Source organism: Micromonospora sp. DT231 (assembly GCF_049847025.1).
In the GTDB taxonomy this organism is placed as follows: domain Bacteria; phylum Actinomycetota; class Actinomycetes; order Mycobacteriales; family Micromonosporaceae; genus Micromonospora.
This window is the reverse complement of record NZ_JBNCNO010000008.1, coordinates 173,270-198,491: the sequence shown is the minus strand read 5'-3', so window position 1 is coordinate 198,491 and position 25,222 is coordinate 173,270. Positions and strand designations below refer to the sequence as shown.

28 protein-coding genes and 1 tRNA gene are annotated in these 25,222 nt (G+C 68.7%); 13 read left to right on the top strand and 16 right to left on the bottom strand.

Going from position 1 to position 25,222, the window contains the following annotated elements; genetic code table 11:
• Positions 1–3: 3 nt before the first annotated feature.
• The 7 genes from ACPXBU_RS21715 to ACPXBU_RS21685 all read right to left on the bottom strand — a co-directional run bounded on the left by ACPXBU_RS21715 (position 4) and on the right by ACPXBU_RS21685 (position 7,475).
• Positions 4–414, bottom strand: coding sequence for a hypothetical protein (locus ACPXBU_RS21715; protein WP_425759395.1), 411 nt, complete (start codon positions 412–414; stop codon positions 4–6).
• A gap of 185 nt (positions 415–599) precedes the next feature.
• Positions 600–1,127 (bottom strand): DUF6244 family protein, encoded by a 528-nt coding sequence (locus ACPXBU_RS21710; protein WP_425759394.1) that lies wholly within the window; start codon positions 1,125–1,127, stop codon positions 600–602.
• Between the two features lie 537 nt (positions 1,128–1,664).
• Positions 1,665–3,056, bottom strand: coding sequence for a UDP-glucose dehydrogenase family protein (locus tag ACPXBU_RS21705; RefSeq protein WP_425759492.1), 1,392 nt, complete (start codon positions 3,054–3,056; stop codon positions 1,665–1,667).
• A 202-nt stretch (positions 3,057–3,258) separates the two neighbouring features.
• Complete coding sequence (locus tag ACPXBU_RS21700) at positions 3,259–3,870, bottom strand: GTP cyclohydrolase II (RefSeq protein WP_425759393.1); 612 nt, start codon at positions 3,868–3,870, stop codon at positions 3,259–3,261.
• Entirely contained in the window at positions 3,839–4,723 is an 885-nt protein-coding gene (locus tag ACPXBU_RS21695; RefSeq protein WP_425759392.1) for a class I SAM-dependent methyltransferase, read from the bottom strand. The genes ACPXBU_RS21700 and ACPXBU_RS21695 overlap by 32 nt, the downstream gene beginning before the upstream one ends.
• Positions 4,724–4,740: 17 nt before the next feature.
• Complete coding sequence (locus tag ACPXBU_RS21690; RefSeq protein WP_425759391.1) at positions 4,741–6,030, bottom strand: hypothetical protein; 1,290 nt, start codon at positions 6,028–6,030, stop codon at positions 4,741–4,743.
• Positions 6,027–7,475 carry an FAD-dependent oxidoreductase gene (locus ACPXBU_RS21685; RefSeq protein WP_425759390.1) on the bottom strand — a complete coding sequence of 483 codons (1,449 nt, stop codon included), beginning with the start codon at positions 7,473–7,475 and terminating at the stop codon, positions 6,027–6,029. Before ACPXBU_RS21685 ends, ACPXBU_RS21690 begins: the two co-directional genes overlap by 4 nt.
• Before the next feature lie 369 nt (positions 7,476–7,844).
• On the opposite strand from ACPXBU_RS21685, the gene ACPXBU_RS21680 reads away from it, so the two are divergent.
• Complete coding sequence (locus tag ACPXBU_RS21680) at positions 7,845–8,579, top strand: HAD family hydrolase (RefSeq protein WP_425759389.1); 735 nt, start codon at positions 7,845–7,847, stop codon at positions 8,577–8,579.
• Here ACPXBU_RS21680 and ACPXBU_RS21675 read toward each other — a convergent pair.
• Entirely contained in the window at positions 8,576–9,844 is a 1,269-nt protein-coding gene (locus tag ACPXBU_RS21675) for a helix-turn-helix domain-containing protein (protein ID WP_425759387.1), read from the bottom strand. The genes ACPXBU_RS21680 and ACPXBU_RS21675 overlap by 4 nt on opposite strands.
• 1,017 nt (positions 9,845–10,861) lie before the next feature.
• On the opposite strand from ACPXBU_RS21675, the gene ACPXBU_RS21670 reads away from it, so the two are divergent.
• The 7 genes from ACPXBU_RS21670 to ACPXBU_RS21640 all read left to right on the top strand — a co-directional run bounded on the left by ACPXBU_RS21670 (position 10,862) and on the right by ACPXBU_RS21640 (position 16,887).
• Entirely contained in the window at positions 10,862–12,268 is a 1,407-nt protein-coding gene (locus ACPXBU_RS21670) for an APC family permease (RefSeq protein WP_425759386.1), read from the top strand.
• Between the two features lie 5 nt (positions 12,269–12,273).
• Positions 12,274–13,278: an acetamidase/formamidase family protein gene (locus tag ACPXBU_RS21665; protein ID WP_425759491.1), complete on the top strand. Its 1,005-nt coding sequence runs from the start codon at positions 12,274–12,276 to the stop codon at positions 13,276–13,278.
• Positions 13,279–13,289: 11 nt separating this feature from the next.
• Positions 13,290–13,967 (top strand): GOLPH3/VPS74 family protein, encoded by a 678-nt coding sequence (locus tag ACPXBU_RS21660; RefSeq protein WP_425759385.1) that lies wholly within the window; start codon positions 13,290–13,292, stop codon positions 13,965–13,967.
• A 465-nt stretch (positions 13,968–14,432) separates the two neighbouring features.
• Positions 14,433–14,966 (top strand): hypothetical protein, encoded by a 534-nt coding sequence (locus tag ACPXBU_RS21655; RefSeq protein WP_425759383.1) that lies wholly within the window; start codon positions 14,433–14,435, stop codon positions 14,964–14,966.
• Between the two features lie 33 nt (positions 14,967–14,999).
• On the top strand, positions 15,000–15,656 hold the full coding sequence (locus ACPXBU_RS21650) for a GNAT family N-acetyltransferase (RefSeq protein ID WP_425759382.1): 657 nt from the start codon (positions 15,000–15,002) through the stop codon (positions 15,654–15,656).
• Between the two features lie 202 nt (positions 15,657–15,858).
• Positions 15,859–16,074 (top strand): hypothetical protein, encoded by a 216-nt coding sequence (locus tag ACPXBU_RS21645; RefSeq protein WP_425759381.1) that lies wholly within the window; start codon positions 15,859–15,861, stop codon positions 16,072–16,074.
• A gap of 15 nt (positions 16,075–16,089) precedes the next feature.
• Positions 16,090–16,887: an aminoglycoside phosphotransferase gene (locus ACPXBU_RS21640; RefSeq protein WP_425759380.1), complete on the top strand. Its 798-nt coding sequence runs from the start codon at positions 16,090–16,092 to the stop codon at positions 16,885–16,887.
• A 233-nt stretch (positions 16,888–17,120) separates the two neighbouring features.
• On the opposite strand, the gene ACPXBU_RS21635 is transcribed toward ACPXBU_RS21640, so the two are convergent.
• Together ACPXBU_RS21635 and ACPXBU_RS21630 are read right to left on the bottom strand one after the other, a co-directional pair.
• Positions 17,121–17,192, bottom strand: a tRNA-Val gene (locus ACPXBU_RS21635).
• A gap of 50 nt (positions 17,193–17,242) precedes the next feature.
• Positions 17,243–17,725 carry a TIGR02611 family protein gene (locus ACPXBU_RS21630; RefSeq protein ID WP_425759379.1) on the bottom strand — a complete coding sequence of 161 codons (483 nt, stop codon included), beginning with the start codon at positions 17,723–17,725 and terminating at the stop codon, positions 17,243–17,245.
• 369 nt (positions 17,726–18,094) lie between these two features.
• Here ACPXBU_RS21630 and ACPXBU_RS21625 point away from each other — a divergent pair, with 369 nt between their 5' ends.
• Positions 18,095–18,526, top strand: a complete 432-nt coding sequence (locus ACPXBU_RS21625; RefSeq protein WP_007457244.1) for an SsgA family sporulation/cell division regulator — start codon at positions 18,095–18,097, stop codon at positions 18,524–18,526.
• Positions 18,527–18,665: 139 nt separating this feature from the next.
• Here the strand turns inward: ACPXBU_RS21625 and ACPXBU_RS21620 are convergent, their stop codons facing one another.
• On the bottom strand, positions 18,666–19,442 hold the full coding sequence (locus ACPXBU_RS21620; protein ID WP_425759377.1) for a glucose 1-dehydrogenase: 777 nt from the start codon (positions 19,440–19,442) through the stop codon (positions 18,666–18,668).
• A gap of 203 nt (positions 19,443–19,645) precedes the next feature.
• Between ACPXBU_RS21620 and ACPXBU_RS21615 the strand changes: the two genes are divergently transcribed.
• Together ACPXBU_RS21615 and ACPXBU_RS21610 are read left to right on the top strand one after the other, a co-directional pair.
• Positions 19,646–20,638 (top strand): helix-turn-helix transcriptional regulator, encoded by a 993-nt coding sequence (locus ACPXBU_RS21615; protein ID WP_425759376.1) that lies wholly within the window; start codon positions 19,646–19,648, stop codon positions 20,636–20,638.
• Positions 20,639–20,645: 7 nt separating this feature from the next.
• Positions 20,646–21,101, top strand: coding sequence for an RrF2 family transcriptional regulator (locus ACPXBU_RS21610; protein ID WP_393374357.1), 456 nt, complete (start codon positions 20,646–20,648; stop codon positions 21,099–21,101).
• A gap of 13 nt (positions 21,102–21,114) precedes the next feature.
• Here ACPXBU_RS21610 and ACPXBU_RS21605 read toward each other — a convergent pair whose 3' ends face one another.
• From ACPXBU_RS21605 to ACPXBU_RS21595, 3 genes are all read right to left on the bottom strand, one after another.
• The gene (locus tag ACPXBU_RS21605) at positions 21,115–21,726 is read right to left on the bottom strand and encodes a malonic semialdehyde reductase (protein ID WP_425759375.1); all 612 of its coding nucleotides are present in this window, start codon (positions 21,724–21,726) and stop codon (positions 21,115–21,117) included.
• Positions 21,723–22,292 carry a flavin reductase family protein gene (locus tag ACPXBU_RS21600; protein WP_425759374.1) on the bottom strand — a complete coding sequence of 190 codons (570 nt, stop codon included), beginning with the start codon at positions 22,290–22,292 and terminating at the stop codon, positions 21,723–21,725. The genes ACPXBU_RS21605 and ACPXBU_RS21600 overlap by 4 nt, the downstream gene beginning before the upstream one ends.
• 220 nt (positions 22,293–22,512) lie before the next feature.
• Positions 22,513–22,590 (bottom strand): putative leader peptide, encoded by a 78-nt coding sequence (locus ACPXBU_RS21595; RefSeq protein WP_350938629.1) that lies wholly within the window; start codon positions 22,588–22,590, stop codon positions 22,513–22,515.
• 247 nt (positions 22,591–22,837) lie between these two features.
• Here ACPXBU_RS21595 and ACPXBU_RS21590 point away from each other — a divergent pair, with 247 nt between their 5' ends.
• Positions 22,838–23,017 (top strand): DUF4236 domain-containing protein, encoded by a 180-nt coding sequence (locus ACPXBU_RS21590; RefSeq protein ID WP_425759373.1) that lies wholly within the window; start codon positions 22,838–22,840, stop codon positions 23,015–23,017.
• A gap of 216 nt (positions 23,018–23,233) precedes the next feature.
• Here ACPXBU_RS21590 and ACPXBU_RS21585 read toward each other — a convergent pair whose 3' ends face one another.
• Both ACPXBU_RS21585 and ACPXBU_RS21580 read right to left on the bottom strand, forming a co-directional pair.
• On the bottom strand, positions 23,234–24,109 hold the full coding sequence (locus ACPXBU_RS21585) for a hypothetical protein (RefSeq protein WP_425759372.1): 876 nt from the start codon (positions 24,107–24,109) through the stop codon (positions 23,234–23,236).
• A 25-nt stretch (positions 24,110–24,134) separates the two neighbouring features.
• A complete protein-coding gene (locus ACPXBU_RS21580; RefSeq protein ID WP_425759371.1) occupies positions 24,135–24,656 on the bottom strand; it encodes a VOC family protein in 522 nt (173 codons plus the stop codon).
• Positions 24,657–24,705: 49 nt separating this feature from the next.
• Between ACPXBU_RS21580 and ACPXBU_RS21575 the strand changes: the two genes are divergently transcribed.
• Entirely contained in the window at positions 24,706–25,167 is a 462-nt protein-coding gene (locus tag ACPXBU_RS21575; protein ID WP_393374371.1) for a MarR family winged helix-turn-helix transcriptional regulator, read from the top strand.
• Positions 25,168–25,222 lie beyond the last annotated feature (55 nt).

Here is a 25,222-nt window from a genome sequence, read left to right as displayed (position 1 = left end):
TCCTCAGTCTCGACGGACGATCTGCACGATCGCGCCACGTGGCGTTACCGCGACGAGTTCCTTTAGCCTCTCGACGGGCCAGGTGTCGAACTGTGTCCGCAGGGCCGCAAGGTCTCCGTGCCAGTCGTGCAGGTTCAGCACCACACGTTGGGTCTGCTCCTTGTCGACCTTGGCGCGGACCTCGCTCCAGACGCCCCGTACCGGCTTGCCGAGAGTGGGCGAATAGCAGTCGAACACATGACCTTCGATCAGGTAGTCCGGGTCTTTGTTTGGGTTGCCCGAGTCGCCGGTACGGAGCCGGGCATCGGCGATCTCCTGCCTGGTGGGGTTCTGGTGGACCCGGTAGCTCTTGCTGGCGACTATATCGGCGCATTCGTTCTCGAGCTCCAAGGGACGCCGCCCGTCGTCGTCCAACCTGGGTGGAATTCTGGTTCTCGTACCGGTCGGTGACCCGCCCGGGACACCGGTTGGCGGCCTGGTCCAGCGCGTGCCGTGGTCGTGATCAGCGGACGTGGCGTCGCCGGCAGCATGACGCGTCGAAGGCGGATTACTGTTATCGGAAGGGGTAGGGCTGGCCGGTGGATGACCGCCAGCCCCCTTCAGTTTCCCGACGACCCCAACTGCCGGGCCTGCGCGATCGCCGCCTCAACGGCCTGCCGGGCCTCGCCAGTACGCGCAACGACCAGCACCAGAACCTGCTTGATGGCCTCCAATGCCTGCAACAGCGGGCCGGGCTGCCCACCCTGCAGGACCACGGCGACGAGCTGCTGCGCTTCACCGACTCCGGTGATGGCCCCGGCCGCCGCGTCACGAGCGGCGTCCACGGCGCTCTGCACAGGCGCCAACCCGGCGATCGTCTCCTGCGGGTTGGCTTCGTTCGGCACCGCCGCAGTGGCCTTCGTCGCGTCACCGATCGACCCGGCGAGACTTCCCAGGCCGCCCTGGATGCCCGTGATCGCGTTACGCACCCGCGCCACACCCGCCGCCACGGCGACGAAGCCCGCGCCCGCCGCTCGCAACGCCACCTCCTGCGCCTGACTGTCAGCTGCCGCTGCCAACCCCTGCGCGCGTTCGACCCCGGCCATCAACACGCGGAGTTCACCGGCGATCTTCTCGATCTGCGACACGAGGCCGGCATCCCCAATCGATGTAAGTGAACGTACTCGATATCTGAACCTACCGGGCTCCTCGCGAGGCCACCAGACTCCGGCGAGGCCGTCGGCACCGCAGACAGCCACCGCGATGGGATCCGCGTGAGCGGCTTCCGGTCCAGAATTCCAACTGGTTGGTGAGTCTGTCGCTGTCCTGTCCGGCTGTCGACATCTCAGCATCGACAGGACGCCGGTGCGGGTGGTCGCGTCGGGTGGCTCGGTGGGTAATCGCAAGCGCGGTGGCTGCCGCCAGCGGCGGGAGCAGATACGCCGCATCATCCCGCCTAGCCCGCGTGCTCTGCAGCCGGCGCCCTCACCGACCGGACGAGACGGCGCTGATGCCGATTCGCTGCGCGGACCCGCCGCCTTCATCCGCGCCCGGCACGCCGAGCTGCGGATCAGCCCGGAGTGACAGCGACGATCAGCGAGGTGTCCCTCATCGCCCTCCACGGGGCACACCGCACCTACCGATGGTCGATACAGGCAACACCACTGCCGATAGGCCAGGCACAATCAGGTCTGGGAACGCGGGGGAATGGCGGGTGCGGTCATGGTCAAGTACCGGTAGCCGATTTCGGTGAGCCTGTCGGCGTCGAGGCAGTGTCGCCCGTCGAGGACGAGCGGTGAGCGCATGGTGGGGGCGAACTTCGCCCAGTCGAGGTCGCGGTAGTGCGACCACTCGGTGGCGACCACGATGGCGTCGGCGTCATCGAACACGTCCTCGACACGGTCGGCGAGGTGCTCGGCCAGGGTGGGCTGTTCGCGGCGGAAGCGATCGGCGGCGACGGGGTCGTGCAGGGTGATCCGGGCACCGCGTTCGAGGAGCAGATTCGCGATGTCGATGGCCGGTGAGTCACGCAGGTCGTCAGTGTCCGGCTTGAATGCGAGGCCGAGGATGCCGATCTTGCGACCCTTGATGATGTGGAGTTCGTCGAGGAGCCGGTCGACGACCTTGGTGCGCTGGCGGTGGTTGACGTCGCGGGCGGCGGTGACGATCGGCATGGCCAGGTGGTACTCGCTGGCGGTGGCGATAAGCGCTGCGGTGTCTTTGCCGAAGCAGGATCCGCCCCAGCCGATGCCGGGGTTCAGGAAGCGAGGGCCGATGCGGGCGTCGAGGCCGGTGCCGCGGGCGACTTCGCGGACGTCGGCGCCGACCTTGCCGGCGATCGCGGCAATCTCGTTGATGTAGCTGATCTTGAGAGCGAGGAAGGCGTTGGCCGCGTATTTGATCAGTTCGGCGGAGGCCAGGTCGGTGGAGACCAGCGGCACGGCGCTCATGCCGGATGGGCGGGGCAGCACGGTGGGCGGGGTGAAGGACTGGTTGAGGATGGGTCGGTAGAGCTGGTTGAGGACGTCCAGGCTCTTCTGGTTGTCGGAGCCGATGACGATGCGGTCCGGGTAGAGGGTGTCGGCGAGCGCGGTGCCCTCGCGGAGGAACTCGGGGTTCGAGGCGACGGCGACTCGACCGTCGGGGCGGTGGCCGTGGTGGCGTTCGTACGCTCCGCGCAGGATCGCGTCGACCCAGTTGCCGGAGCCGATCGGGACGGTGCTCTTGTTGACCACAACGGTGAAGTCGCCACGCAAATGCTGGGCGACGCTCTCGGCGGCGGATCGCAGGTGCTGCAGGTCGGGGTTGCCGTTGTCGAGTTGCGGGGTCTGCACGGCGATGAACACGACGTCGGCGTCGGGTACGCCGACGGCGTATTCGGTGGTGAAGGTCAGGTGTGAGGACGCCTGCTCGAGGAGCGCTTCCAGGTGTGGCTCGTAGATCGGGCAGTGGCCGCCGCGAAGGGTGTCGATCTTCTGCTTGTCGAGGTCGATGCAGGTGGTGTCGTGGCCCAGGAACGCCAGGCTGACGCTGGTGGTGAGACCTACGTATCCGGTGCCGACAACACAAACCTTCATTGAGCGTTTCCTCTCGCCATGAACGATACCGACGCGTGGAGATCGGGATTGAGACGTCAGCAGGGCCGCTGACCAGCGACTTCGGCGTACCACCATTCTGCTGCGGTGGTCGGCCGGCCTGAAGGACGTGGCCCGCCTGCTGCCCGCCGGAATGATACCGACCTGGGGCGGGCGGCGGGTCGTGTCCATTTGGACATTCGGGTCAAGAAGCGGCGGCTTCGCTGCTGTTCAGATGCCCGAGCAGGGTGTCCTTCTGCCCGAGGTAGTCCCGGTTATCGGGGGTGACGAAACCGGAGAGTGGGACACGGTCGACGGTGATCCCGGCGGTACGGAGGGCGTCGATCTTGTGAGGATTGTTGGTGGCGAGTCGGGCTGAAGTGACGCCGAGCCAGGCCAGGGCGCTTGCGGCGGGTCGGTAGTCGCGGGCATCGGTGGGTGCGCCAACTGCGGCGTTTGCGGCAACGGTGTCGTAGCCCTGGTCCATGAGGGTGTAAGCGCGGATCTTGGTAGCAAGCCCGATGCCGCGGCCTTCGTGGCGCAGCATGTAGAGCAGGATCCCGTACTCGGATGCGCCGATCATGCGCAGGGATGTGGCCAGTTGGGGGCCGCAGTCACATTTGAGGGATCCGAGCAGATCACCCGTGGCGCAGGCGCTGTGAATGCGTACCAGCGGAGTCTGTTGGGTGGCGGGCTGAGGGCGGTGGACGGCGGCGAGGACCTCCTCAGGGCTGGTCTCGGGGCCGAAGGCATGCAGTTGGAAGTGTCCGTATGCGGTGGGAAGGTCACAGCTGGCGAGCCGGACGGTGGTGGTCATCTCGTCTCCTTCGCGGCGGTGCTGTCGGGTGTGGTTTGTGGGCGATGAGCAGGACGTGTTCGGACATGCCAAGGAGTGAGGGTTCTGCCTCGACTCGGCGGATCGCCCGCAGGAGGAGATCGCGGCGGTGTGGGTCGCGGAGGCGGTCGGCGAGGTCGGGCAGCAGTTTCGCGGCGCCTTCGACCGCGAGCAGGGCGTGTGGGCGCAGGCCTGCGGTGGTGGCTTCTGCGGTGAGGTCATTCGGGTTGTGGAAGTAGCCGGTGGTGAACAGCCGTCGATCACCGGTCGGGTTGCGGTGTTGCCCGTCGCGAAGATGCCGGGCCAGGATCGATTCCACCGCCGGGTCGTCGTAGAGGTTCTTGGCGAGGTACTCCCAGGTGGTGTAGTAGCGGGACGTCGCTGCGGCGGCGACCACGCCGCCTGGGACGAGTACGCGGGACGCCTCGCCCCAGGCACGGACGCGGTCAGCGGCGTTGGTGAGGTGATACAGCGGGCCGAGCAGAAGAACGGCGTCGCAGCTGGCGGGGCCGAGCGGCAGCCGGCGCGCGTCCCCGCGCGAGATCGAGGCCAGCGGCGACGCGGCGCGGGCGGACGTGGTGGCGGCTTGCTCCAGGTGCAACGGGACAGGATCCACGAGGTGAACGCGGTAGCCGTCCGCGGCCAGCTGAAACGCATAGGCGCCAGGTCCTCCGCCGACGTCGGCAACCGTTCCGGCTGGGGGAAGGTGGCGGGCCAGGATATCGCGGGTGCGCAGGCACTCGATGTGGCGGCGCGGGTCGCTCAGGCGCCCCTGCTCTGCCCCGTGGGCGTAGAAGGCGAGGACCTCCGGAGTGATGCTGGGCGCTACGGTCACGTCGGGCGGGTGGGGATTCACTCTGCTGCCTCCGGTGCGCCGTGCTCCAGGTCCGCGAGGAAGCCGTCCTGGAACTGTCGACGCAGGCGGGTCTGCTGTGCCGACATGATCGGACCGCGGAAGCGGTCGAGGATCGAGGCGACGCTGCCGCCGATCGCCGGGCTGCTGCCGATGGCGCTGAACAGCTTGAACTGCATCACGAGGTAGACCGGCGGACATTCACGCGAGCTGCCGAGCCGCGCTGGGGACCAGAATCCGAGGTGGTAGTCCAAGCCTGCCAGGGTCAGGCACCGGTTCGCGAGATCCATGTTCGTTCGCAACAGGGCCATCTCGTGGGCGGTGATGTCCCGGAGTAACGCCCTCAGCATGACGAGTCCTTGCCGGTCCGGTTCGGATAGCCAGGTGAGGTTGTTCAGGTTCGCCGCAACCTGGCCGAGTGGCAGCAGTCCCGGCCGAGTCCACGGGGGCGACGCCGCCGGGCTGCCGGTGAAGCACTCTCGCAGCTGCGCGTACGCGCCGGTGGCCACCTCATGAAGTTGGACGAGAAGGCGCGCGCAGGCGGTATCGAGGAGGAAGTCCCAGTCCGGAAGGACGATCTTGAACCCAATTGGGCCACCAGCAGCGGACAGATCTGCGTCACCCGCCAGATGGCAGTCGGCCGGCAGCGGCTGCGTACGCGATGCGTCACGCATGAGCTGGGCGGCCAGGTACGCGATGGGGTCCACCAGCGCCCGTCGTCGGTTAAGGTCGTCTACCTCGCCCAGCGGCACGATCGAGGCATCGCGGTAGGCGGCGGCGGGCCAGCAGTTGAGGTGCCAGTGCATCCGCTTGTCCCACCACTGCCCGTTGTCGCGGTCGACCGTGTACGGGTCGTGGTTCGTGCCGATCATGAGCTGCGCCCCGTCAAGGTCGAACCGGCGCCGAGTCGAGGAGGCGTCGACGTAGCCGACGAACTGCCTACAGAACCTGAGCAGCGCCATCAGCATGGCCTCGGGGACATCGCTGACCGACGACGCGATCAATTTGTCGTCGCCGACTGTGGCAAGCAGCATCATGTCGTAGACGCTGTGCGGGAATGCCTTGTCGATGACCGCGAGCCGGTCCCCGAATCGTCCGGCGGGATATTCGCGCAGGATGTTGGCGCCGTAATGGTCGCGGTAATGCGGGCTGAGGTTGCGCACGTCCGGTGGCGGCGCGGCGAATCTCGGCATCGGAAGGCTGGGAATGACCGGCAACGTCATCGCCGACTCCGGGTAGAGCGGCCCGAACCGGTCCGCGACCGGGCGACGAGTCGTGACGGCGATCATGCCGGCATACCGGACGCGATGGCGTCACCAGCGGCAACGCCCATCATGGCAGCCTGCACGATGCCCTGGGCGATCCCTGCGGCATCGCCGACCACGTAGATCGGCAGGCCCCGCACCTTGCAGTCCTCGTCGACCGGAACCCGGTCCCACAAAAACTCGACCTCAGGCCCGATCACGAGAACATCGTCGACAAAGTCATCCACGGACAGGCCTGCGTCGGCGTGGTCCAGAATCGAGCCCATGACCCGGCGGAGGCTCTCGATAAGGCTGACGTGCTCGGCGCCGGTGAACAAGCTGTCAAGCCGGGCGGTAGTCAAGTCCTTGACGGACGGCTCGAACGTCGCTGCCGCAGCCAACTCCGGCCAACTACGCGGCTCGGCCGTCTTGTTCATGAACGCGCGCAGACTCTGCGCGACCGGCCGGCCTCCGCTGAGCCGCCAGTAATCGGACAGGATCTCGGCCCGGACTTCGGTGCTGGTGCCGGGTCTGGCGAGCTGGCACAACAGGCCGAAGTTGGCTGCCAGTGAACGCCCCCCGGGAAGGCGTTCACTGGTTTCGTGCCCGTCGAGAGTGATCACCTCCCGCCCGAAGGAGCGCTGGTAGTTGGTGAACTTGATCCGACCACCGTTCGGGCCGCCGCAGAAACAGAACGTCTTCGTCTTACGGCCCACCCGCTCTAACTGGGTGATCTTCAGATCGGGGTGCTCAACGCCGATCGCGGCCAGCACCTCAGCCCTCGTCTCGAGACGCACGCCGAGCGACATGTCCGGCGCGATCGTCTGCACCCCGAACGCCGTCAGGAGGTTGTGAGTGCTGGTCACCCCGTGCCGGCCCGTGGCCAGCACCAGACGTGCCGTCTCGACGGTGACGAGGCCAGCGTGGGTCGCTACCGCCAGCGTCAGGCGGTCCTCCTCCAGGGCGGCGGAGGCAAGTTCCGACTTCTCCCAGACGGCCAGAGCGTCGTTGCGGAAGCCGTGCAGCGCCGTGAGCATGTCCCGGACCTGCGTCTCCCCCAAGACCGCGACCGGGTACTCCCGGATGGCCAGGCCGTTCCCGGCAAACGCCTTGATGACTGGCGCGCCAAGCCTCGTGCCACTCAGAATGGGTGGCTCTAGCAGTGGAGCGGTCAGGAACTGGAAAGCGCGCTCGCACAGTTCGTCGGCGCGGTCCTCACCGAAGTGATCGATCAGGCGGCGGCCGGATGGCAGCAAGCTCAACTTCACCCCGTCTCCGTAGTGCACACAGCCGCCAAAGCCACTGATCACATTGCAGATGCCGGCGCACCCCGTGCAACGCAGACCTCGGTCGACCGGGCACGGCCGATTCCGCATCCCCCGCCCGGCCTCCAACAGCAGCACCCGCAGCCCTTGGGCCTGGCGCACGACCTCGTGGGCACAAGCCAGACCACCCGGGCCGGCGCCGACGACGACGACATCGAAGAACATGGCAGACATTCCTTCCAACAGTCGCGAGCGATCGGAAGCGAACAGCCACCCCCGCCACCGGACGCGCTGCATGTCCAGGGCTGGCCCAGCAAGTCAGCAGCTGCGGCCAGCGCGATGATCACCACGTAGGCAGCGGAGGTGTCGTCCGGAGAGCTATCAACTGCGCGGACGATCCGCCCCGGCCTCTCGGGGAAGGCTCACTTACACTCGCCTACGCCGGGCGTTGTCGGACAGACACGTCATCGGACCATGACAATCCACCGACACCCGCCGCCGCGACCGCGTCCGCCGCCTGGCCGTCTCGTTCCCGCCGCGGCCCCGGCGATGCTCGACAGGGTTAGCTGCCCGTACGCGTGCGACGATGCTTCTGTGAACCACAGCAGGGCCGGCTTGGTCATCTGGGACGTTGACGGGACGCTCATCCCCGCAGACTTGCGCTGGCTGACGCGCGCGGTCGCTCGTGCATACGGCATCGCGGAGTCCGAGGTTGTCTTCCCTGACAAGAAGGTGCATGGGTATACGGACGAGTCGATCGCAGTGGACACGGCGATCGCTTCGGGCGTGGGCCCGTCAGCTGCGGAGGCGGGCATACCCGCCTTCCGTCAGGCCATTGCCGCGGTCATGCAGAAGGGTCGGCAGGAGCTCGCTGAGGTTCAGCCGCCGTATGCAGGTGCTGCGGCGAGCATCGCGGAGTTGCACAGCCGTGGTTTCGTCCAGACCGTGCTGACCGGCAATCTGCGTTCGGCCGCCGAGGTGAAGCTGGACGTGGCAGGATTGGATGAGTTTCTTGATCTTCGCATCGGCGGCTTCGGGTCGGACGCTCGAGATCGCTTTCAGCTTCCGGCAGTCGTAGCTCAGCGCTACTCCGCGATCTACGGTGATCCGCTCGATTCCGCTCGAGCGATCGTCATCGGGGATGCGCCCAACGATATCGCTTGCGCACGTCACGCCGGCTTTCGTGTCGCTGTTGTCGCTCACCGGCTTGGGCGTCAAGAGCTGGCATCCTACGAACCTGACGTGGTACTAAACAATCTCGACCCGACGACGGTGGTAGCCGCCGTCAGTTCGCTGTTGACTACGGGCGGGTCGCCGGCTGCGCGCTAGACGGCCATCTGCTCCTCGAGTTCGAGGACAACCGGCTCGTCGCGCCATCGGGCCAGCCGCTGCCGGGCTCGTTGAGCTCGAGCGATGCCTCGATGGTTCCCACCTGCTTTCAGCTGGTCGTAGGTGTTGCCAAGCAGGGCGCAAGATTGTTCAAGTTCGCCAGCCTCGGCGTAGGCGCTGGCAAGGTCTACCGCTGCTGCCAAGGCGACGTTGACGTTGGCGTGGTCGGGTTCCAGCGACTGAATTGCACTCTCGAGCACAGTCACAGCCTGGTGGGGCTGGCCGAGAAGGAGATGACATGTGCCCGCATAGACGTAAAGACGGGCGCTGCTCCAGTCGCTGTAGAGGCCAACGCAGTCAACAGGTGACAAGTCGTTGACTGCTTCTTCCGCCCGCTTCAGGGCCGCCCTGGCCTCGCGTGGAAGTCGCAGCGCGGCGAAGGCTTGAGCCTGCTCAGCAGCTACTCGAGCTCGCGCGGCAGGGCTGAGATCGGTGGACGCGCGGGCGGCCTCATCGAGGAGCCGCAGGCCGATCATGATGTCACCGTCTGCGTCGATCAGTGTGGCGGCTTCCGAGTGGAGGTTGCTCTCGAAGATACGTGCCGTCGCGCTGATCCTGCGGCTGCCAAGCCTGTCGCCGAGCTCGCGAGCGTAGGCACAGTGAGCGAGCGCGAGAGCACGGTTGCCCTGTGCACTCCACAGCCGGCTCGCGACGATCGACGCTTCGGCGAGCATCGCTCCGATATCGACACGGATGGGCGCACGGCCGGCTTTACGGTACAGCGTCGACAGGCAATCACGGTGGGCCTCGATCAGACCCAGTAGCGCGTCGGGTGACACGGCCTGACGCTGCTGGGCCAGCATGCTGGTGAGCGTGGAAAAGCTGTTCCACTCGCCCATCAGGTAGTCGGTTCCGGACGTGCGAGAGAGCATCTCCACCGCGTTGGAGGACGACGGCAGGGCAGCGACCTGAAATGCCTGAGTGGCAGCCATGCCGCTGGGCACGTGCCGAGTGCTGGCGAGCCGGATGCGATCGTATTCCTGGGACAGCCTGCCGCCAGTCCCCAACAGATCGTCGCTTCGGGCCCAGAAATCGCGGCCCACGCGCTGCCGGCCGGTCTCCACGTTCGCGATCGTGCTCCGTCCATAGCTCACCCGAGGCGCATACGTCTCCTGCGTGTAACCAGCGGCCTTACGGCTGCGGGCCAGCATATGACCAAGAGCGATCCACGCCTTGGCTACTTCTTGTGGTGGCACGCTCGACATCAGCAGCTCCCGATGGGTACAAACGTTCGCGCGAGGCGAGACACAGTGGCGTGGGAACACTGTAGTGCAGGTCTCTGACGCATCAGCTATTCAGCGGCCGCTTCCAACATTATTCCAACAAAGTTCCAACATCCCCCCGGCGGCGTTGGGACGCACGTGAACCGCGATTCTCGTACGCTCCCCGCTCGTTACTTAAGCGCCGGGGCCAGGGATGATCATGAGCATGAGGCCAAGCACCTCGTCGACGGCCTGCCGAGAGTTCACGGCGCTCGCCCTGCGACAGTGGGTGCCAACTGCGTGGATCGCCAAGCAGCGCCGAAGCGGCGATCGGAATCGCGCGACCGTATGCCTGGAAGTCGTCAACGGGCTCGGCGCTTTCGTCGAGTTGGAACCGCTGGCCAGCTCCCAGCATCGGGTGAGGAGTAGTACAGCATCGACGCCTTGGTCTGTTCGCAGGACTTGGCACTGCTGCAGGTCGCGGACGCCTACCACCTGTTGGTTTGGCCTGACGAGCGCGGCTGTTAGGACGTCGGCGTGAGTCCGACCTGGTCGAATCCACGGCTGCTGGTGCCCCAGCTGCACCGGCTTTAGACCTGGCCACCTGGCGGAGCTGCCGGTGACATCGGTCAGGCTAAGAGTGCCGCACCCGTCAAGGGGGTTCCAACTAACTCATGGTTTGCCGCCGCACTCGAATGTGTTCAAGGGAGCTGCAGGAGTGGCACCTTGCAGGGTCGGTTTGGCAGTCACGCCTCATTGGGGGATCGGAGAAATCCACGGTGGACCTAGTGGGTCCGCTCACCCGCGCAGCCGCCGGAGGATGAGCATCTTGTCGGCGAATTGTCAGACGTTCACGAAGAGGGTTCCCGACATCGACCGTATTCGCATTTAGTCAACTCTCGTCGCCGGTGCGCGGGCCGCGTCTCCGCCCGAAGAAGCTGCGGTCAAGTCGTCACCAGCAGCGTTTTTGGTGAAGCAGCTACCCCAAAAAATTATTGATCAAGTTTGAGAGGATCCCAGATGGTTGATCAGCCCGATCTGGAGCGTTACGGCTACCGGCAGGAGTTGGCACGGCGCCTCCGGTTCCGGGATCTGCTGGCATACGGCCTGGTCTACATGGTGCCGATCGCGCCGATGGCGATCTTCGGCAGCGTCTACGCCGGCTCTGGCGGGATGGTGGCCTTGGCCTACGCGGTCGGTGTGGTGGCGTTGGTGTTCACGGCGTTCTCGTACGCGCAGATGGTGCGGGCGTTCCCGATGTCGGGCAGCGTCTACAACTACGCCGGCCGCGGCATCAGCCCGCAGGTCGGGTTCCTCGCCGGCTGGGTGATCCTCCTGGACTACGTCCTCGTGCCGGGGCTGTTGTACCTGGTGGCGTCGGTGGCGATGCACGCGACGGTCCCGGCGGTGCCGGTGTGGCTGTGGCTGCTCGGGTTCGTCGCGGTCAACACGATCGTCAACTCGGTGGGGATCCGGATGACCGCTGTGGTTACCCGGCTGATGCTGGTCGGTGAGCTGATCGTCTTGGCGGGCTTCTTGGCCGTCGCCGGCTGGGCCCTCGCCACGGGCCGAGATCGGTTCAGCTGGGACGCCTTCTACAACTCCGACACGTTCACCTGGTCGGTGGTGGCGGGTGCGGTGTCGCTCGCGGTGCTGTCCTTCCTCGGCTTCGACGGGATCTCCATGCTGGCGGAGGAGACCAAGGGCGGCTCCCGTCAGATCGGCCGCGCCATGGCCGCCGTCCTGATCCTGGCGGGGGTGCTGTTCATCGCCCAGACGTGGCTGGCCGCGATGCTCGTCCCCGACCCCGGCACCCTTCTTGCGGAGGGTGATCCAAACGGCACTGCCTTCTACGACGCCGCCGCCGTGGCCGGTGGGGGTTGGCTGGCGACGGTGTGCGCGGTGGCCACGGCGATTGCGTGGGGGTTGCCGAACTCGATGGTCGCGCAGGTCGCGACCTCTCGGCTGCTGTACGCGATGGCTCGGGACCGGCAGCTGCCGTCGTTTCTGGCGAAGGTGTCGATCCGGCGCAACGTGCCGATCAACGCGACGCTGCTCACCGGGGCGGTGTCCCTGGCACTGGGCCTGTACATGGCGACCCGTTCGGATGGGATTACCCTGCTGTCGTCGCTGATCAACTTCGGGGCGATGGTCGCGTTCCTGGTCCTGCACGTCTCGGTCGTGGTGCATCACCTCATCCGGGAGCGCAGCGGGAACTGGTGGGCACACCTGGTCATGCCTGGCATCGGCTTCGCAATCTTGGTATGGGTGGTAATCAACGCCAACATCGCCGCCCAGCGCCTCGGCCTGGCCTGGCTCGCCCTCGGCGTCATCATCCTGGCTGGTCTATACCTGTTCGGCTGCAGGCCGGCCCTGTCGGGGTTGGCGCCCGCGCAGCCGCAGGCGCGTCACGTGGAGCGGGTGTGACCGGCATGGACAGGTTCACCTACCGACCGGCTCGGGATGAGCTGGCGTACACCTTCGGCGGTCGGATGCCGGTGGCGCACGTGCGCGGGGGGGACGTGTTCACCGTCGTGACGGAGGACTGCTTTGGTGGTCTCGTTCGGGGGCCGGCGGACCTGCCGTCGCAGGTGTGCCGCATGCCGAACCTCAATCCGGTGTCCGGGCCGTTCTTCGTCGAGGACGCCGAGCCCGGCGACACCCTCGCCGTCCACCTCGCCGCCATCACCCCGGCCCGGGACTGGGGTGTGTCGTCGACGTTCCCGCACTTTGGGGCACTGACCTCCACCGCCCACACCGCCACCCTGCAACCGCCGCTGGAGGAGCGGGTCTGGGTGTACGACATCGACCGCCAGGCCGGGACCGTGCGGTTCGAGGCCACGCGTAGCAACCACAGCGTGGACCTGCCGGCGGACCCGATGATCGGCACGATCGGTGTCGCCCCCGGCGGGTTCGAGGCCCGCTCCACACTCGTGCCTGACACTCACGGCGGGAACCTCGACACCCCGCACCTGCGCGCAGGCACCACCCTGTACCTCGGGGTGAACGTTCACGGTGCGATGCTCGCGCTCGGCGACGGGCACGCCCGCCAAGGTGAGGGCGAGGCCTGCGGCGTCGGCGTGGAGATCGCCACGACCACCACCCTCGCCATCGATGTCATCAAAGGCGCGTCCACACGGTGGCCGCGGTTGGAGACCGACCGGGACATCCTGACGATCGGGTGCGCCCGTCCGTTGGAGGACGCGTACCGCATCGCCCAGCACGACCTCGTCGGATGGGCCAGCGCCCTGACCGGCCTGGAAACCCTGGACGCCTACCAACTCGTGTCGCAGGCGGGCCGAGCGCCGATCGGCAACGTGTGCGACCCCAACTACACCGTCCTCGCCGCCATCGACAAAACCCTGCTCCCCGCCCCCGGACCCGCGTACGGCGGGGCACACGAGCGGCTGCGGCTACTCACCGCCGGACTGCGGTAGGAGCCCCGCCGATGACCGCGTCGATCCCGCGCCTGCCGCTGCGCGATGAGCTGTTCCTCCTCGGCCACGACGACGACACCGGACACCCCCACGTGCACCGGCAGGCCCTCGCGCTCGGGCTCGCCGGCGCGGTCCTGATCGACCTGTACCTGGCCGGGCGGGTGACTCTCGACTCGAACGCTGAGGCGCGCGCGGCAGGCCACCAGCGGATACACCCGCACATCGACCGCCCGACCGGGGACATGATCGCCGACGCCGCAGCCGCCACCATCCGCAACGCTCACCCGCTGCTGCGCATGTGGCTGCGGGGGTTCTCCGACGACCTGTACGACCGCGCCCGCGCCGGTCTGTTCGCCGGCGGGATCCTGCGCCAGCACACCCATCGGCGCCTCGGCGGCCTCATACGCGCCCACACCTACCTACCCACCGACAGCAAATGGGCCGTCATCGCCCGGTCCCGCCTGCGCTACCTCGCCACCGGCCACGAACAACCCAACGGCCACACCGCCGCCCTCGCCGGTCTCGTCGCCGACCTCGGACTCACCCACCACCTCTACCTCGACGACGACACCCCAGCCATGACTAGCCGCCTGAAGGCCATCGCCGCACAGCACTACCAGCCGGTGCGCGACATCATCGCCGCCGTTGACGCCGCCGTCGGTGACTTGGCCACCGCCGCCTACCGCTAGCCCTGTCCGCTCAACTCGAGGAAACCCACCGTGACCAACCAATCCCCCGTGCGACCTCCGACCGGCAAGCCCCACCCGGTCGGCCGGGGAGCCATGAAGGTTATGGCCGCCGTCTGTGTACTCGGTCTGCTCGCTGCCGCCACCGCTATCCCGACCTGGACGGGCACCGCCGGGCCGGCGCAATCCCTGCCCTCGCTGCCAAGCACCGCCGCGTCCCGGCCGACCGTGGCACCGTGTCCGTCGCCCGCCACCCTGACCGCGGCACAGCTCAAGACTCGTGCCCAACAGCAACTCGACCAGGTGCCGACGCGTCTGTCGGCGTCGTCTCCGACCCGGCAGGGCCCCAGGACGGTAGGGGCGAGACCGTCAGGCTGTGATGCCGTCCCGGGCGGGTTCGCCTACGTCCATCTACTCCAGTGGGCCACGGACACCACGATCGCAGGCAACAGCACGACCACGCGGACCGTGCTGTTCGAAGTGCAACGCTGGCGCGCCGACGACGCCTCCGGCCGCGTCATCCGCAGCCGCTACCCCGGCGGCAACCAGCCCACCGACGACAGCACCTACTACCCCGGCCAGCTGGACGGACCCATCGGACCGATCGCCGCCGACCCGACGGCACTCACCGCGCAGATCGACACCACGCAACCTCGATTCCTCGGACCCACCGCCGTCATCCGCGGCCTCGCCAGCCTGCTGGGCTGGCGCACCCCCAACCAAGCCGCCCGCACCGCGATCCTCACCGTCCTGCACGGCACCGCCGGAATCACCTACCACCCATCGGTGAACGACCGGGCAGGCCGAACCGGCATCGGCATCAGCGCCACCGCCGACAACATCCGCTTCCTGCTGATCCTCAACCCCAGCACCGGCGAACTACTCGCCTACGAAAGAGCCGCACTCACACCGCCAGCCGACGGCGACCGAAACGGCGCCTTCGTCGATGACTACCACCTGTTCCTCGTCCACACCCACACCACGAGCAGCGACAACTCCTGACCCCGCCAACAACAACTCAAGGGAAATCCCGCCATGGACACTGTCCCGCGCATCCGCGCCGCCCGCTGGGCAGACAAAGACCACGTCGCCGCACTCATCGCCGACGCCCTCCATCCCAGCCCTCTCGCCACATGGCTCATCCCCGACCCAAGCCCACGGCGCCGGATCCTCACCGACGTCCTCGCCATCTGGATCGAACACGCCATGTTCTACGGCGACATCTACCTCACCGACGACGCCACCGCCGCCACCGTCGGCTTCCACCGATACCGGCCCATCCCACCCCCCGCGAACTACCCCACCCGCCTCAGCGACGCCGCAGGCCCCCACGCCGACCGCTTCGACCTCCTCGACCGACTGCTCGCCAAGGAACGACCCACCGAACCCCACTACCACCTCGCGTTCCTGGCCGTACAACCCACAGCCAGACGCACCGGACGCGGCACAGCCCTGCTCAACCACCACCGCAGCCGACTCGACCACGTGAACCTCCTGGCCTGGACCAGCACCACCACCGACGCCCAGAACATGCACATCCGCCACGGCTACACACCACAACCGACCATCAGCCTGCCCGAAGGCCCAACCCTGAGCACCATGCGCCGAAACCCGCGCCATCACACGCCTGGCCGACCACAGCCAGTCCCACCACAGGACAACGAACCCGCGCCGTTCCATCGAGTTCCCTGAGCATGCGATCCGCAGGCCAACCGTCGACAGTAAGGACGACGGCTCCCCCACCTCCCATCGTGAGCTGCCAGCCCGCAGCCGCATCGGCCGATCGGGGAACACGCTCACGATCGCCGCGCCTTGGCAGCTGCGGTCCGCCTGGATGAGATAGTCCGCGGCCCGGTCACCATCGCTGCTGTGTGCGGCTGTCTGGCATACCGCCGTGCAGATCAGCGAGCCCCACCCCGTCGCCTGCAAACAGATCGCGGGCCACTACGTGCACCACCGGCCGATCCTGACCGGGGCCATGCAGGACGGCAGCGCCGTGACCTACACACTCGCGGCGCTGCACGCGGCCGGCTACCGGGTCGACATGGAATTCTGGGGCGGCGAGGCCGAGTCCTGCTGTCCGCCGAATCCGCCTCAGCCGGGCACGTAGCAGAGGGAAGATCCGATGCGTAGCGACTGGACCACTCTGCCGGAGAGTGTCACGGCAGGGATCGCCGGACGGGCCGGCGGAACCTTTGACGTCACCTCGGCTTCCAGTGGCAACCACGCCGAGATCGCCTCGACGCTGACCGGACCCGCCGGGCGGATCTTCGTCAAGGCCGCCACCGGCGAGCTGAGCGTTCGGTCGCTGCGCTACGAACTCGCGGCCACCCGAGCCATCGACCGGCACCCGCCGGCGGTCCTATGGCAGTTCGAATCCGATGGCTGGCTGGTGGCGGGGACCGAACATCTTGCCGGTCCCCACCCGGACCTGTCACCCGGCAGTAGGGACCTCGATCTGCTCCTCGCCGCGCTGAAAGCACTTCAAGAGACACCTGCGCCTGGCGAGATGTGGTTCACCCCGGCAGCCCGGCTCGGGTTCGCGCACCCGGCCATGAATGGCGAGACACTTATCCACTCCGACCTCAACCCGACCAACTTGATCGTGACGCCACTCGGCCTACGGATCGTCGACTGGGCGTGGGCAACCAAGGCCGCCGCATGGGTCGAACTCGCGCTGCTCGTCCAGTGGCTGATCGGCAGCGGCCACCGCGCGAAACAGGCAGAAGAGTGGCTGACCCAGCTTCCCGCATGGACGGCGACCGACCGTCAGGTCCTGGACCACTTCGCGGCGAAGAACGCAACAAAGTGGGCCGTCAAGTCCCGGCAGAGCGCCGAGCTCTGGGTACACGACCTCGCCTTGTGGACCGGCGAATGGGCCAACCATCGGACCTACGGCCGCCAGGCAACCCATGAGCCATAACCGGGACCACCCTCCCGCCGCGCGGCACCGGCAGCGGTCGGCCCAACTCCTCAACCAGCCAGCAGGCCCGCTCGGGACCGCACATCAGAACACTCAACCGGACAGGTCCATGGCGGCCCGAACACAGAACCAGCCGCGCTGCTCCCAATCTGCTCCCAATGTAAGCAGCACATACGGCGAAGCCCGTTACCGATTGATCCGGCAACGGGCTTCTGACCTGCACAATCTGAGAGTGGGCGATGCTGGTATCGAACCAGCGACCTCTTCGGTGTGAACGAAGCGCTCTCCCACTGAGCTAATCGCCCTCAGCGCCACTGACTCTACCCGATCGTGGAACCCGACCGGAAATCCGGGGTCAGTGCGTCGCGAGGTACTGCATCACCTTGGCGACCAGGTCGATGCCGAGGCTGAACTTGAGCGACAGCCAGACCACGGTGGCCACGAAGACCAGGCCGACGGACCCGAGCACGATTCGCACCGCCAGTGACTGTCGAGTCACCCACTGCGTCCAGCCGTAGACGTGGCGGCGGGTGAAGCCGAGCAGCTGGCGGGCCCAGTGGTATTCGACCGCCCAGATGCCCAACCCGGCGATCACCAACAGCCAGCCGGGACCGGGCAGCGGGATGAGTGCGATGCCGACGGTCACCACTATCGCTCCGGCGATCGCGATGAAGATCTTGAGGGCGATCCGGCCGCTGGGGTTGGACCGGATGAGATCGAGTGTCAGCGAGATCCGCTCCCGCCAGCGGGGGCGGCGCGGTGGCTCTCCGACGACGAGGACACCACCGGGACGATCGGCGTCGGTCGTTGGCCGATCGGCGCGTTCGGGCTGCTCCATCGGTGTTCCGTACCCCCACTTTTCGGCTGCTCGGACCGCGACCTTCGGCGGGCGGGGCGCCGCGGGCCGATCCACTGAGGATTTCTTCGCCACCATTTCACCCCCCAGTGTCGCTCAGGCCCGTCACTGCAACGGCCGACTGGACGTTACCGGAGTAAGTCGACGACTGAGCCACCCGATGCCGGGCGGAATCACACACTGGGCAGAACCGGAAATCCTACATGAATGCTCACATTCACGCGGCCTTTCCGTCCCCCTTCCCACCACTGGGTGAAGTCAGCGTATGGCGGAGCGTAGCCAGGAGTAGCACCTGAGTATGGGAAAAGCGGGACACGCGCGTTCCGCAGCGGTGCCGGGGGGAGAACGTCCATGAGTGTCATCCGACCGACGACCGTAGAGGTCGAGACGTCGCTAAGGCTCGTCGCACCTGACGCCACCGCCTTGCCGGTGCGTGCCAGTCTGCGTTACGACCCTGCTGACCCGTATGCGGTCCATGTCCTGTTCCATGCCGAATCTGCCGGCGGCGAGGCGGTGAGCTGGTCCTTCGCCCGCGAACTGCTGGTCACCGGCCTGGACGAGCCAGCCGGCATCGGTGATGTGCGGGTCTGGCCCTGGGCCACACCGCGCGGCGACTTCGTCGCGCTGGCCCTCTCGTCACCGGACGGCAACGCCCTCTTCGAGGTGCCGCGCAGCGTTCTGGTGCGTTTCCTTCGACGGACGTACGTCGTCGTCCCGCGCGGCCGCGAAGCCGAGCACCTGGACGTCGACACGGCGGTGAACCGGCTGCTCGCCGGTCGCTGAGCACCGCCCGAACGGGCAACACCGGCCACACCGGGGCCGCGCGGATCTGCCGAGTCCGCGCGGCCCCGGCACACCCGGGAGTACGCGGGCAGCCCGACCGGGTCGCCCGGAGGCGCCGCCCGACCGGGATGGTCGGCGCTCAGCCGTGCGTGGTGATGCCGCCGTCGACGGGGATGACCGCCCCGGTGAGGTAGGCGCCCGCCCGCGAGGAGAGGTAGATGGCCGTGCCGGCCATGTCCTCCGGGCGTCCGATGCGGCCCAGCGGCACCTGCTGCTCGATGGCGGCCCGGCTGGCGGGGTCGTCCAGGGCGAAGGCCATCATCTTGCTCTCGAACGGGCCGGGCGCGATCGCGTTGACGGTGATCTGTTCGGCGGCGAGCTGGTGGGCCAGGCTGCGGGTGAGCATGTGCACGGCAGCCTTGGTGGCCGAGTACGCGTACACCTCCATGAACGGCACCCGGATGCCGTCGATCGACCCGATGTTGATCACCCGGGCCGGGTCGTCGGCGCTGGCGGCGGCGCGCAGCGCCGGCAGCAGCGCGGTGGTGAGCCGGAAGACGGCCTTGACGTTGACGGCCCAGAGCTTGTCGAACGCGGCCTCCGGGTAGGTTTCCAGCGGTGCGCCCCAGGTCGCGCCGGCGTTGTTGACAAGCACGTCGAGCCGGTCGAAGCGCTCGCGTACGGCGGCGGCCAGCGCCTCGGCGCCGGCGTCGTCGCTCAGGTCCGCGGGGACGGCCTCGCACCGGCCCTCGGCGGAGAGTTCCTTGGCGACCGCCTCGCAGACGTCGGCCTTCCGGGACGAGATGATCACGTGTGCGCCGGCCCGTACGAAGCCCTGGGCGATCATCAGGCCGATCCCCCGCGACCCGCCGGTGACCAGGACCGTCTTACCTTCGACCGAGAACAGCTGCGTCATGCCCATCCCATCGCGAGTCGGCGGGGCCGCCGACGGTTTGGTCGGCCGGCGAGGCGCCGGGCGGACCGCGGACCGGACGGCGCTACCGCCGGGTAACGTAGCCCGGCCGCCGGGACGGCGACAAGCCCCGCGGGCGGCGCGGATTGCGCAAGCGATGTCGATCGGGATGCGGTGACCTGCGGTTCGGGCTACCGTCGCAGGCGATGGTCTCCACCGTTCCCTCCCCCGCGCCACCGATCGGTTCGGCTTCACCCGTACCCGACGAGATCGCCACGTTCGCGCTGGCCGACCTTGCCGGCGACCCGGGCTGGCGTCGGCCGGTGATCGTCGAGCAGGAGCTGCTGATCCTCACCACCCGCGGGCACGGCGACGCGGAACTCGACTTCCACCTGCTGCCGTGCCGGCCCGGCACGCTGCTGCGGGTGCGCGCCGGCCAGGCGCTGCGCTGCGCCGGCCCGCAGTTCGACGCCACGGTGGTCGCCTGGGATCCCGAGGCGCTGCGCGGCTTCGACGTCGACCCGGCCACGCCCGTCACCTGGCGGCAACTGGCCGGCGAGGACGAGGACGCGGTGATCAGCGAGGTGAGCCAGTTGGCGGTGGACTGCCAGCGGCACCCCGACAGTCGTACCGCCCGCGCGCTGCTCCGCCACCAACTGGCCGTGTTGCTGCTGCGGCTCACCCTGGCCGGCCCCGACCGCTCGACCTCGCGGCCCGAGGACGAGACGTTCCACAGGTTCTGCCAGGAGGTGGAGCGCGGCTACCCGCGCACCCGACGGGTGGAGGACTATGCCGACACGCTGCGCTGCTCGGTGCGTACCCTCACCCGGGCGTGCCTGGCCGTCACCGGCCGCAGCGCCAAGCAGGTCATCGACGAGCGGGTCGCGTTGCAGGCCGGGCGGCTGCTCGCCGCGACCGACAAGCCGATCGCGCAGATCGGCCGGCAGCTCGGCTTCTCCGAGCCGACGAACTTCGGCCGCTTCTTCACCCGGGAGGTCGGGGTCAGCCCCGGCGCGTTCCGGGCAGCCCGCGACCAACCGGTGGCCGGCCGGGTGGTCCGGCCTCGACCGCCCGCCGAGCCCACGGGCGCCAACGGGGGCCGGTTCCGCCCCGGCGCGCACGGCGAACCGGCCAACAGCGGCCACGCCGGGCCGTCCGGGTCGCCCACCGGACCGGCCCGCGGCACCGGCCGGGCATGATGACAGGGTGCAGATCTCCGCGCGCGGCGACTACGCGGTACGGGCGGCGCTGAGCCTCGCCACCGCGTACCCCTCGCTGCTGTCCACCCAGGCCATCGCCGGGGAGCAGGACATGCCCCGCAAGTTCCTGGAGGCGGTCCTCGCGGATCTGCGCCGGGCCGGCATCGTCCGCGCCCAACGCGGCGCCGAGGGCGGCTACACACTGGCCCGCCCGCCGCGCGAGGTGACCGTCGGCGCGGTGCTGCGGGCGGTGGACGGCCCGTTGGCCGGGGTACGCGGCCTGCGCCCCGAGGAGACCACGTACGAGGGCGCCGCGGAGAACCTGCCCGGCCTGTGGGTGGCGGTGCGGGCGGCGGTGCGGCGCGTGGTCGACGAGGTGAGCCTCGCCGAGATCGTCAGCGGTCGGCTGCCCGCCCACGTGCGCAAGCTCACCGCGCTGCCCGACGCGTGGGAGCCGCGCTGATCCACCTCGCGCGTCAGAGCGTCCGGACCACGTCCTCGGTGTCCAGCCGGGGCAGCCGCTCCCGCCAGGAGTCCGGGCCGGGTCGACCCACGTTCATGACCAGCAGCGCCTCGTGCCGCCCGTCGGGAAAGAACTCCCGGGTCACGCCCGCCGCGTCGAACCCGGCCATCGGGCCGGCGGCGAGCCCCGCCGCGCGTACGCCCACCAGCAGGTAGCCGATCTGCAGGGTCGCACTGAACCGGGCCTGCTCGACCCGCGTCGCCCGATCGGTGAGCCAGTCGCGGGCCTGCGGGCGGTGCGGGTACAGCTCGGGCAGTCGCTCGTGGAAGTCCACGTCGGCGGCGAGCACCGCCACGAGCGGGGCGCTGGCGGTCTTCGCCCGGTTGTTGGACGAGAGGTACGGCAGCAGGCGTGCCCGGGCGGCCGCGCTGCGCAGCAGCAGCACACGCAGCGGCTGGCCGTTGTACGCGGTGGGGCCGTACCGGATCAGGTCGTGGATCGCCGCGACCTCGGCGTCGGTGACCGGCTCGTCGGTGAACGTGTTGGCCGTGCGGGCCGCCCGGAACAGCAGGTCCTGGGCGGCCCGGTCCAACGCGAGCAGGTCCGGTGTCGTCGGTGCGCTCACCGGGGCACCGGCGCGACGGCGGTGGTGTAGCCGCCCCGGTGGTGCACCAGCGGCGCGCCGTCGCCGCCGTCACCGAGCGCCAGGGGCTCGGCGATGACAAGCGTGTGGTCGCCGGCGGGCACCCGGTGCACCACCCGGCAGAACAGGCGGGCCAGCACGCCGGTCAGCAGCGGCACCCCGAATGGTCCGGGCGTCCAGTCCGGGTACGCGGCGAACCTGTCGATGCCGCTGGTGGCGAAGATCGTCGCGGCGTCCCGCTGCCCCGCGGTCAGCAGGTGCACCGCGACGTGCTCGGCGCGGGCCAGCACCGGCCAGCTCGACGACGCCACCCCGAGGCAGAACGAGACGAGCGGTGGGTCCAGCGACACCGACGTGAACGAGGTCGCGGTGAAACCGGCCCGGATCGGCGCGCCGATCCCGCCCAGGCAGGCGGGGTCGGTGGCGCGGGCGACCGCCGTGACCACCGTGACGCTTGTGGCCTGTCGTCGCAGCAGAGCACGGAACAGGTCCGCGCTCACCGGGCCCAGCTCGGCGGCGTCCGTCTGTGGACGCTCCACGGTGGTCATGCCGACACCTGGACCGGCGCCGGGTACGCGTGGGCCGGTCGGGTCAGGCCGGAGGTGATCGGGGTTTTTGCGGAACGGGATGGGGACATGCGGGGTCTCCTGATCTGTCCGCGGAGGGAGCGCGGACGCTCGGAGGGGGGTGGGGAGGCACGCTGCTCCGCGTTGAGCGGACCGGCGGTGTGAGTGCGGGGCTGGAACCGAGCCGGATGGACCGGTCAGCTCAACAGAGCGCGCTCGCGTGCCGGACCAGGTCGACGTGCACACGAGCGGTGAGGTGAAGCTCGTCCCGCTGCGACATGACTTCATGTTGCCGGGGCGGGATCCCCCGGTCAACGCTCTTCCAGAAGGTGAGAATTGCACGTCTGACGATGCGACAAAGCGCCCCTAGCAGCGTCTATCGTGGCGCAACACCTATCTGGTGAGTAGAGATTCGCGGCGCGTGGCGCGCACTGTCCAGGACGGACCCCGAGAGGGTTTCAAAAGTTGTCGGTTCGGGCATGTTCGATCTCGACACGGCAGGGAACGGTGACGAGGGGAGTCCTCCGATGGGCCTCATGTTTCGCAAGCGCAAGAAGTACGGTCCGATCGTCCTGAACTTCACCGAGAACGGCTTCTCCTCCTGGAGCATCAAGATCGGACGCTGGTCCTGGAACTCCAAGGCGAAGGCGCACCGGGTCGACCTGCCGGGTCCGCTGTCCTGGAAGCAGGACAAGTCCCGGTCGTAGCCTCCCGGGAGTCGAGCGGGGTGCCGGTGATTCACCGGCACCCCGCTCGGCGTCTACGGGCTCTCACCCCCGGGCCAACCCCCGCGATCTTGCACTTTCTGTTGCCGTTCTGCGCGGAATACCCCTTACGCGGGGACAGAAAGTGCAAGATCGCGCAGGCCGGCGCGGGGTTGGGGGCGGGGTTGGGGTTGGGGTTGGGGTTGGGGTTGGGGTTGGTCAGCTCTTCGGGGTGATGATTTCGTCGCCGGCTAGCTTGCCGGCCTCGCGGTCGCGGTGCACCTTGCCCGCGTCGAGCAGGGCGGCGAGCGCTTGGTTGGCGTCGGCGGCACGGTAGACGGTCGCGGTGAGGGTGTGCCGACGCAGCTCGGTGACCGGCCGTGGCCCGCCCCGACGCAGCTCCGCCAGCAGCTCGCGGGCCAGCGGTTCGAGGTCGGGGTCGGCGGCCACGTCGACAGTCGCGCCGGTCGGGTCGCGGTAGCGCACGCCGAGGTCCGCGCCGACCGACCAGAGCGCCTCACGGACCGCCTCCAGACTCCGGTCCGAACGACTGCCGAAGGCGATCACACCGGTGGCCTCGTCATCCGGCAGGACCGGCGCCACCTCGGCGACCAGGGGAAAGCCGACCGCGACGAGCGCGTCCCGGGCACTGCTGCCCGCGTGCAGCAGCACCTCCCCAGTGCGGCCGTTGGCGGCGGCGCTGAGCAGCTCCCGGCTCACCGCGCCGGGCACGTCCACGAAGGAGAACAGCGGCGACCCGGCCGCGCCGGCCGCCTTCGCGGCGACCGGCAGCCGGTCCGGGGTGCCGGGCAGCAGGTGCACGGTGACCTCGGCGGGCAGCTCCGCCTCGACCGGGCCGAGGCGGGTCGGCAGGTCGGGTGCGCCGTCGGCCAGCACCAGCACCGTCACCTGCCGGCCGCGCAACTGGTCGGCGTGCCCGGCGACAAGTCGCAGCGCGGCCACCGCGCCGTCCGCGTCGACGCCGGCGAGCGCCACGGTGGCCCGCCGGGAGCGGTGCAGGGCGGTGGGCAGCCAGGTGGTCAGCTGGCGGACCAGCAGCGCGCGGAGGAAATCGGTGGTCCGGTCGGTCGACATCGGTCCGTTCTACCGTATGACCTGCTCAGACTGACACGGAGATCCCCACTCCGCCCCGGGTCTGCCCGCCGTAGCGCTGCCGCTCGGCGTCCAGGTCGAGCCGACCGATCTGCTTGCGGGCGGTCAGCGCGGCGTCGTCGAGCAGGTCGGCGGGGACCAGCCAGACGATCTCGAACTCCAGACCGTCCGGGTCCCGGCCATAGAGGCTCTTGGTCGTGCCGTGGTCGGAGGTGCCGGCCAGAGCCCCGGCGGCGGCGAGCCGCTCGGCGGTGACGGCCAGCTCGTCGAGGGTGTCCACCTCCCAGGCGAGGTGGTAGAGGCCGACGGTGGCCCGCCCGGCGGTCGACCGCCCGGCGCCGGCGCCGATCTCGAACAGGCCGAGGTCGTGGTCGTTCGTGGAGTCGGGGGCCTGGAGGAAGGTGGCGCCCCGGAAGCCGTCCGGGGTCATCGCCACCGCACGGAAGCCCAGCACGTCCCGGTAGAACGCGACGCTGCGGGCGAGGTCAGTGACGTAGAGGACCGCGTGGTTGAGCCGGTGGATACCCATGACCCGAGACTAGCGCAGTTTTGTTGAACGTTCAACTAAATGGGTTATGATGGCGGTCATGACCCGCTGGCTGGACTCCGACGAACAACGCACGTGGCGCGCGTACCTCACCGCCTCCCGGGCGTTGATGGACACGCTCGACCGCGAGCTGCAACGCGACGCGGCGATGCCACACGCGTACTACGAGATCCTGGTCCGGCTCTCCGAGTCCCCCGGTCGCCGCCTGCGGATGAGCGACCTGGCCGAGGCCGCCGGGTCATCCCGCAGCCGGCTCTCGCACGCGGTGGCCCGCCTGGAGGCGGCCGGATGGGTGCGCCGCGAGGACTGCCCCACCGACCGGCGCGGGCAGGTCGCGCTGCTCACCGACGAGGGATTCGCGACCCTCGCGGCCGCCGCACCCGGCCACGTCGAGGGGGTACGCCGGCACCTGTTCGACGCGTTGAGCCCCGCCCAGGTCGACCAGTTGCGCCGCATCAGCGAAACTCTGGCCGACCACCTGAGGAGATCCTGACCAATCAACACCGGCGCGGGTCTTGTACTTACCGTCGTCGGATGAGCACGATGGG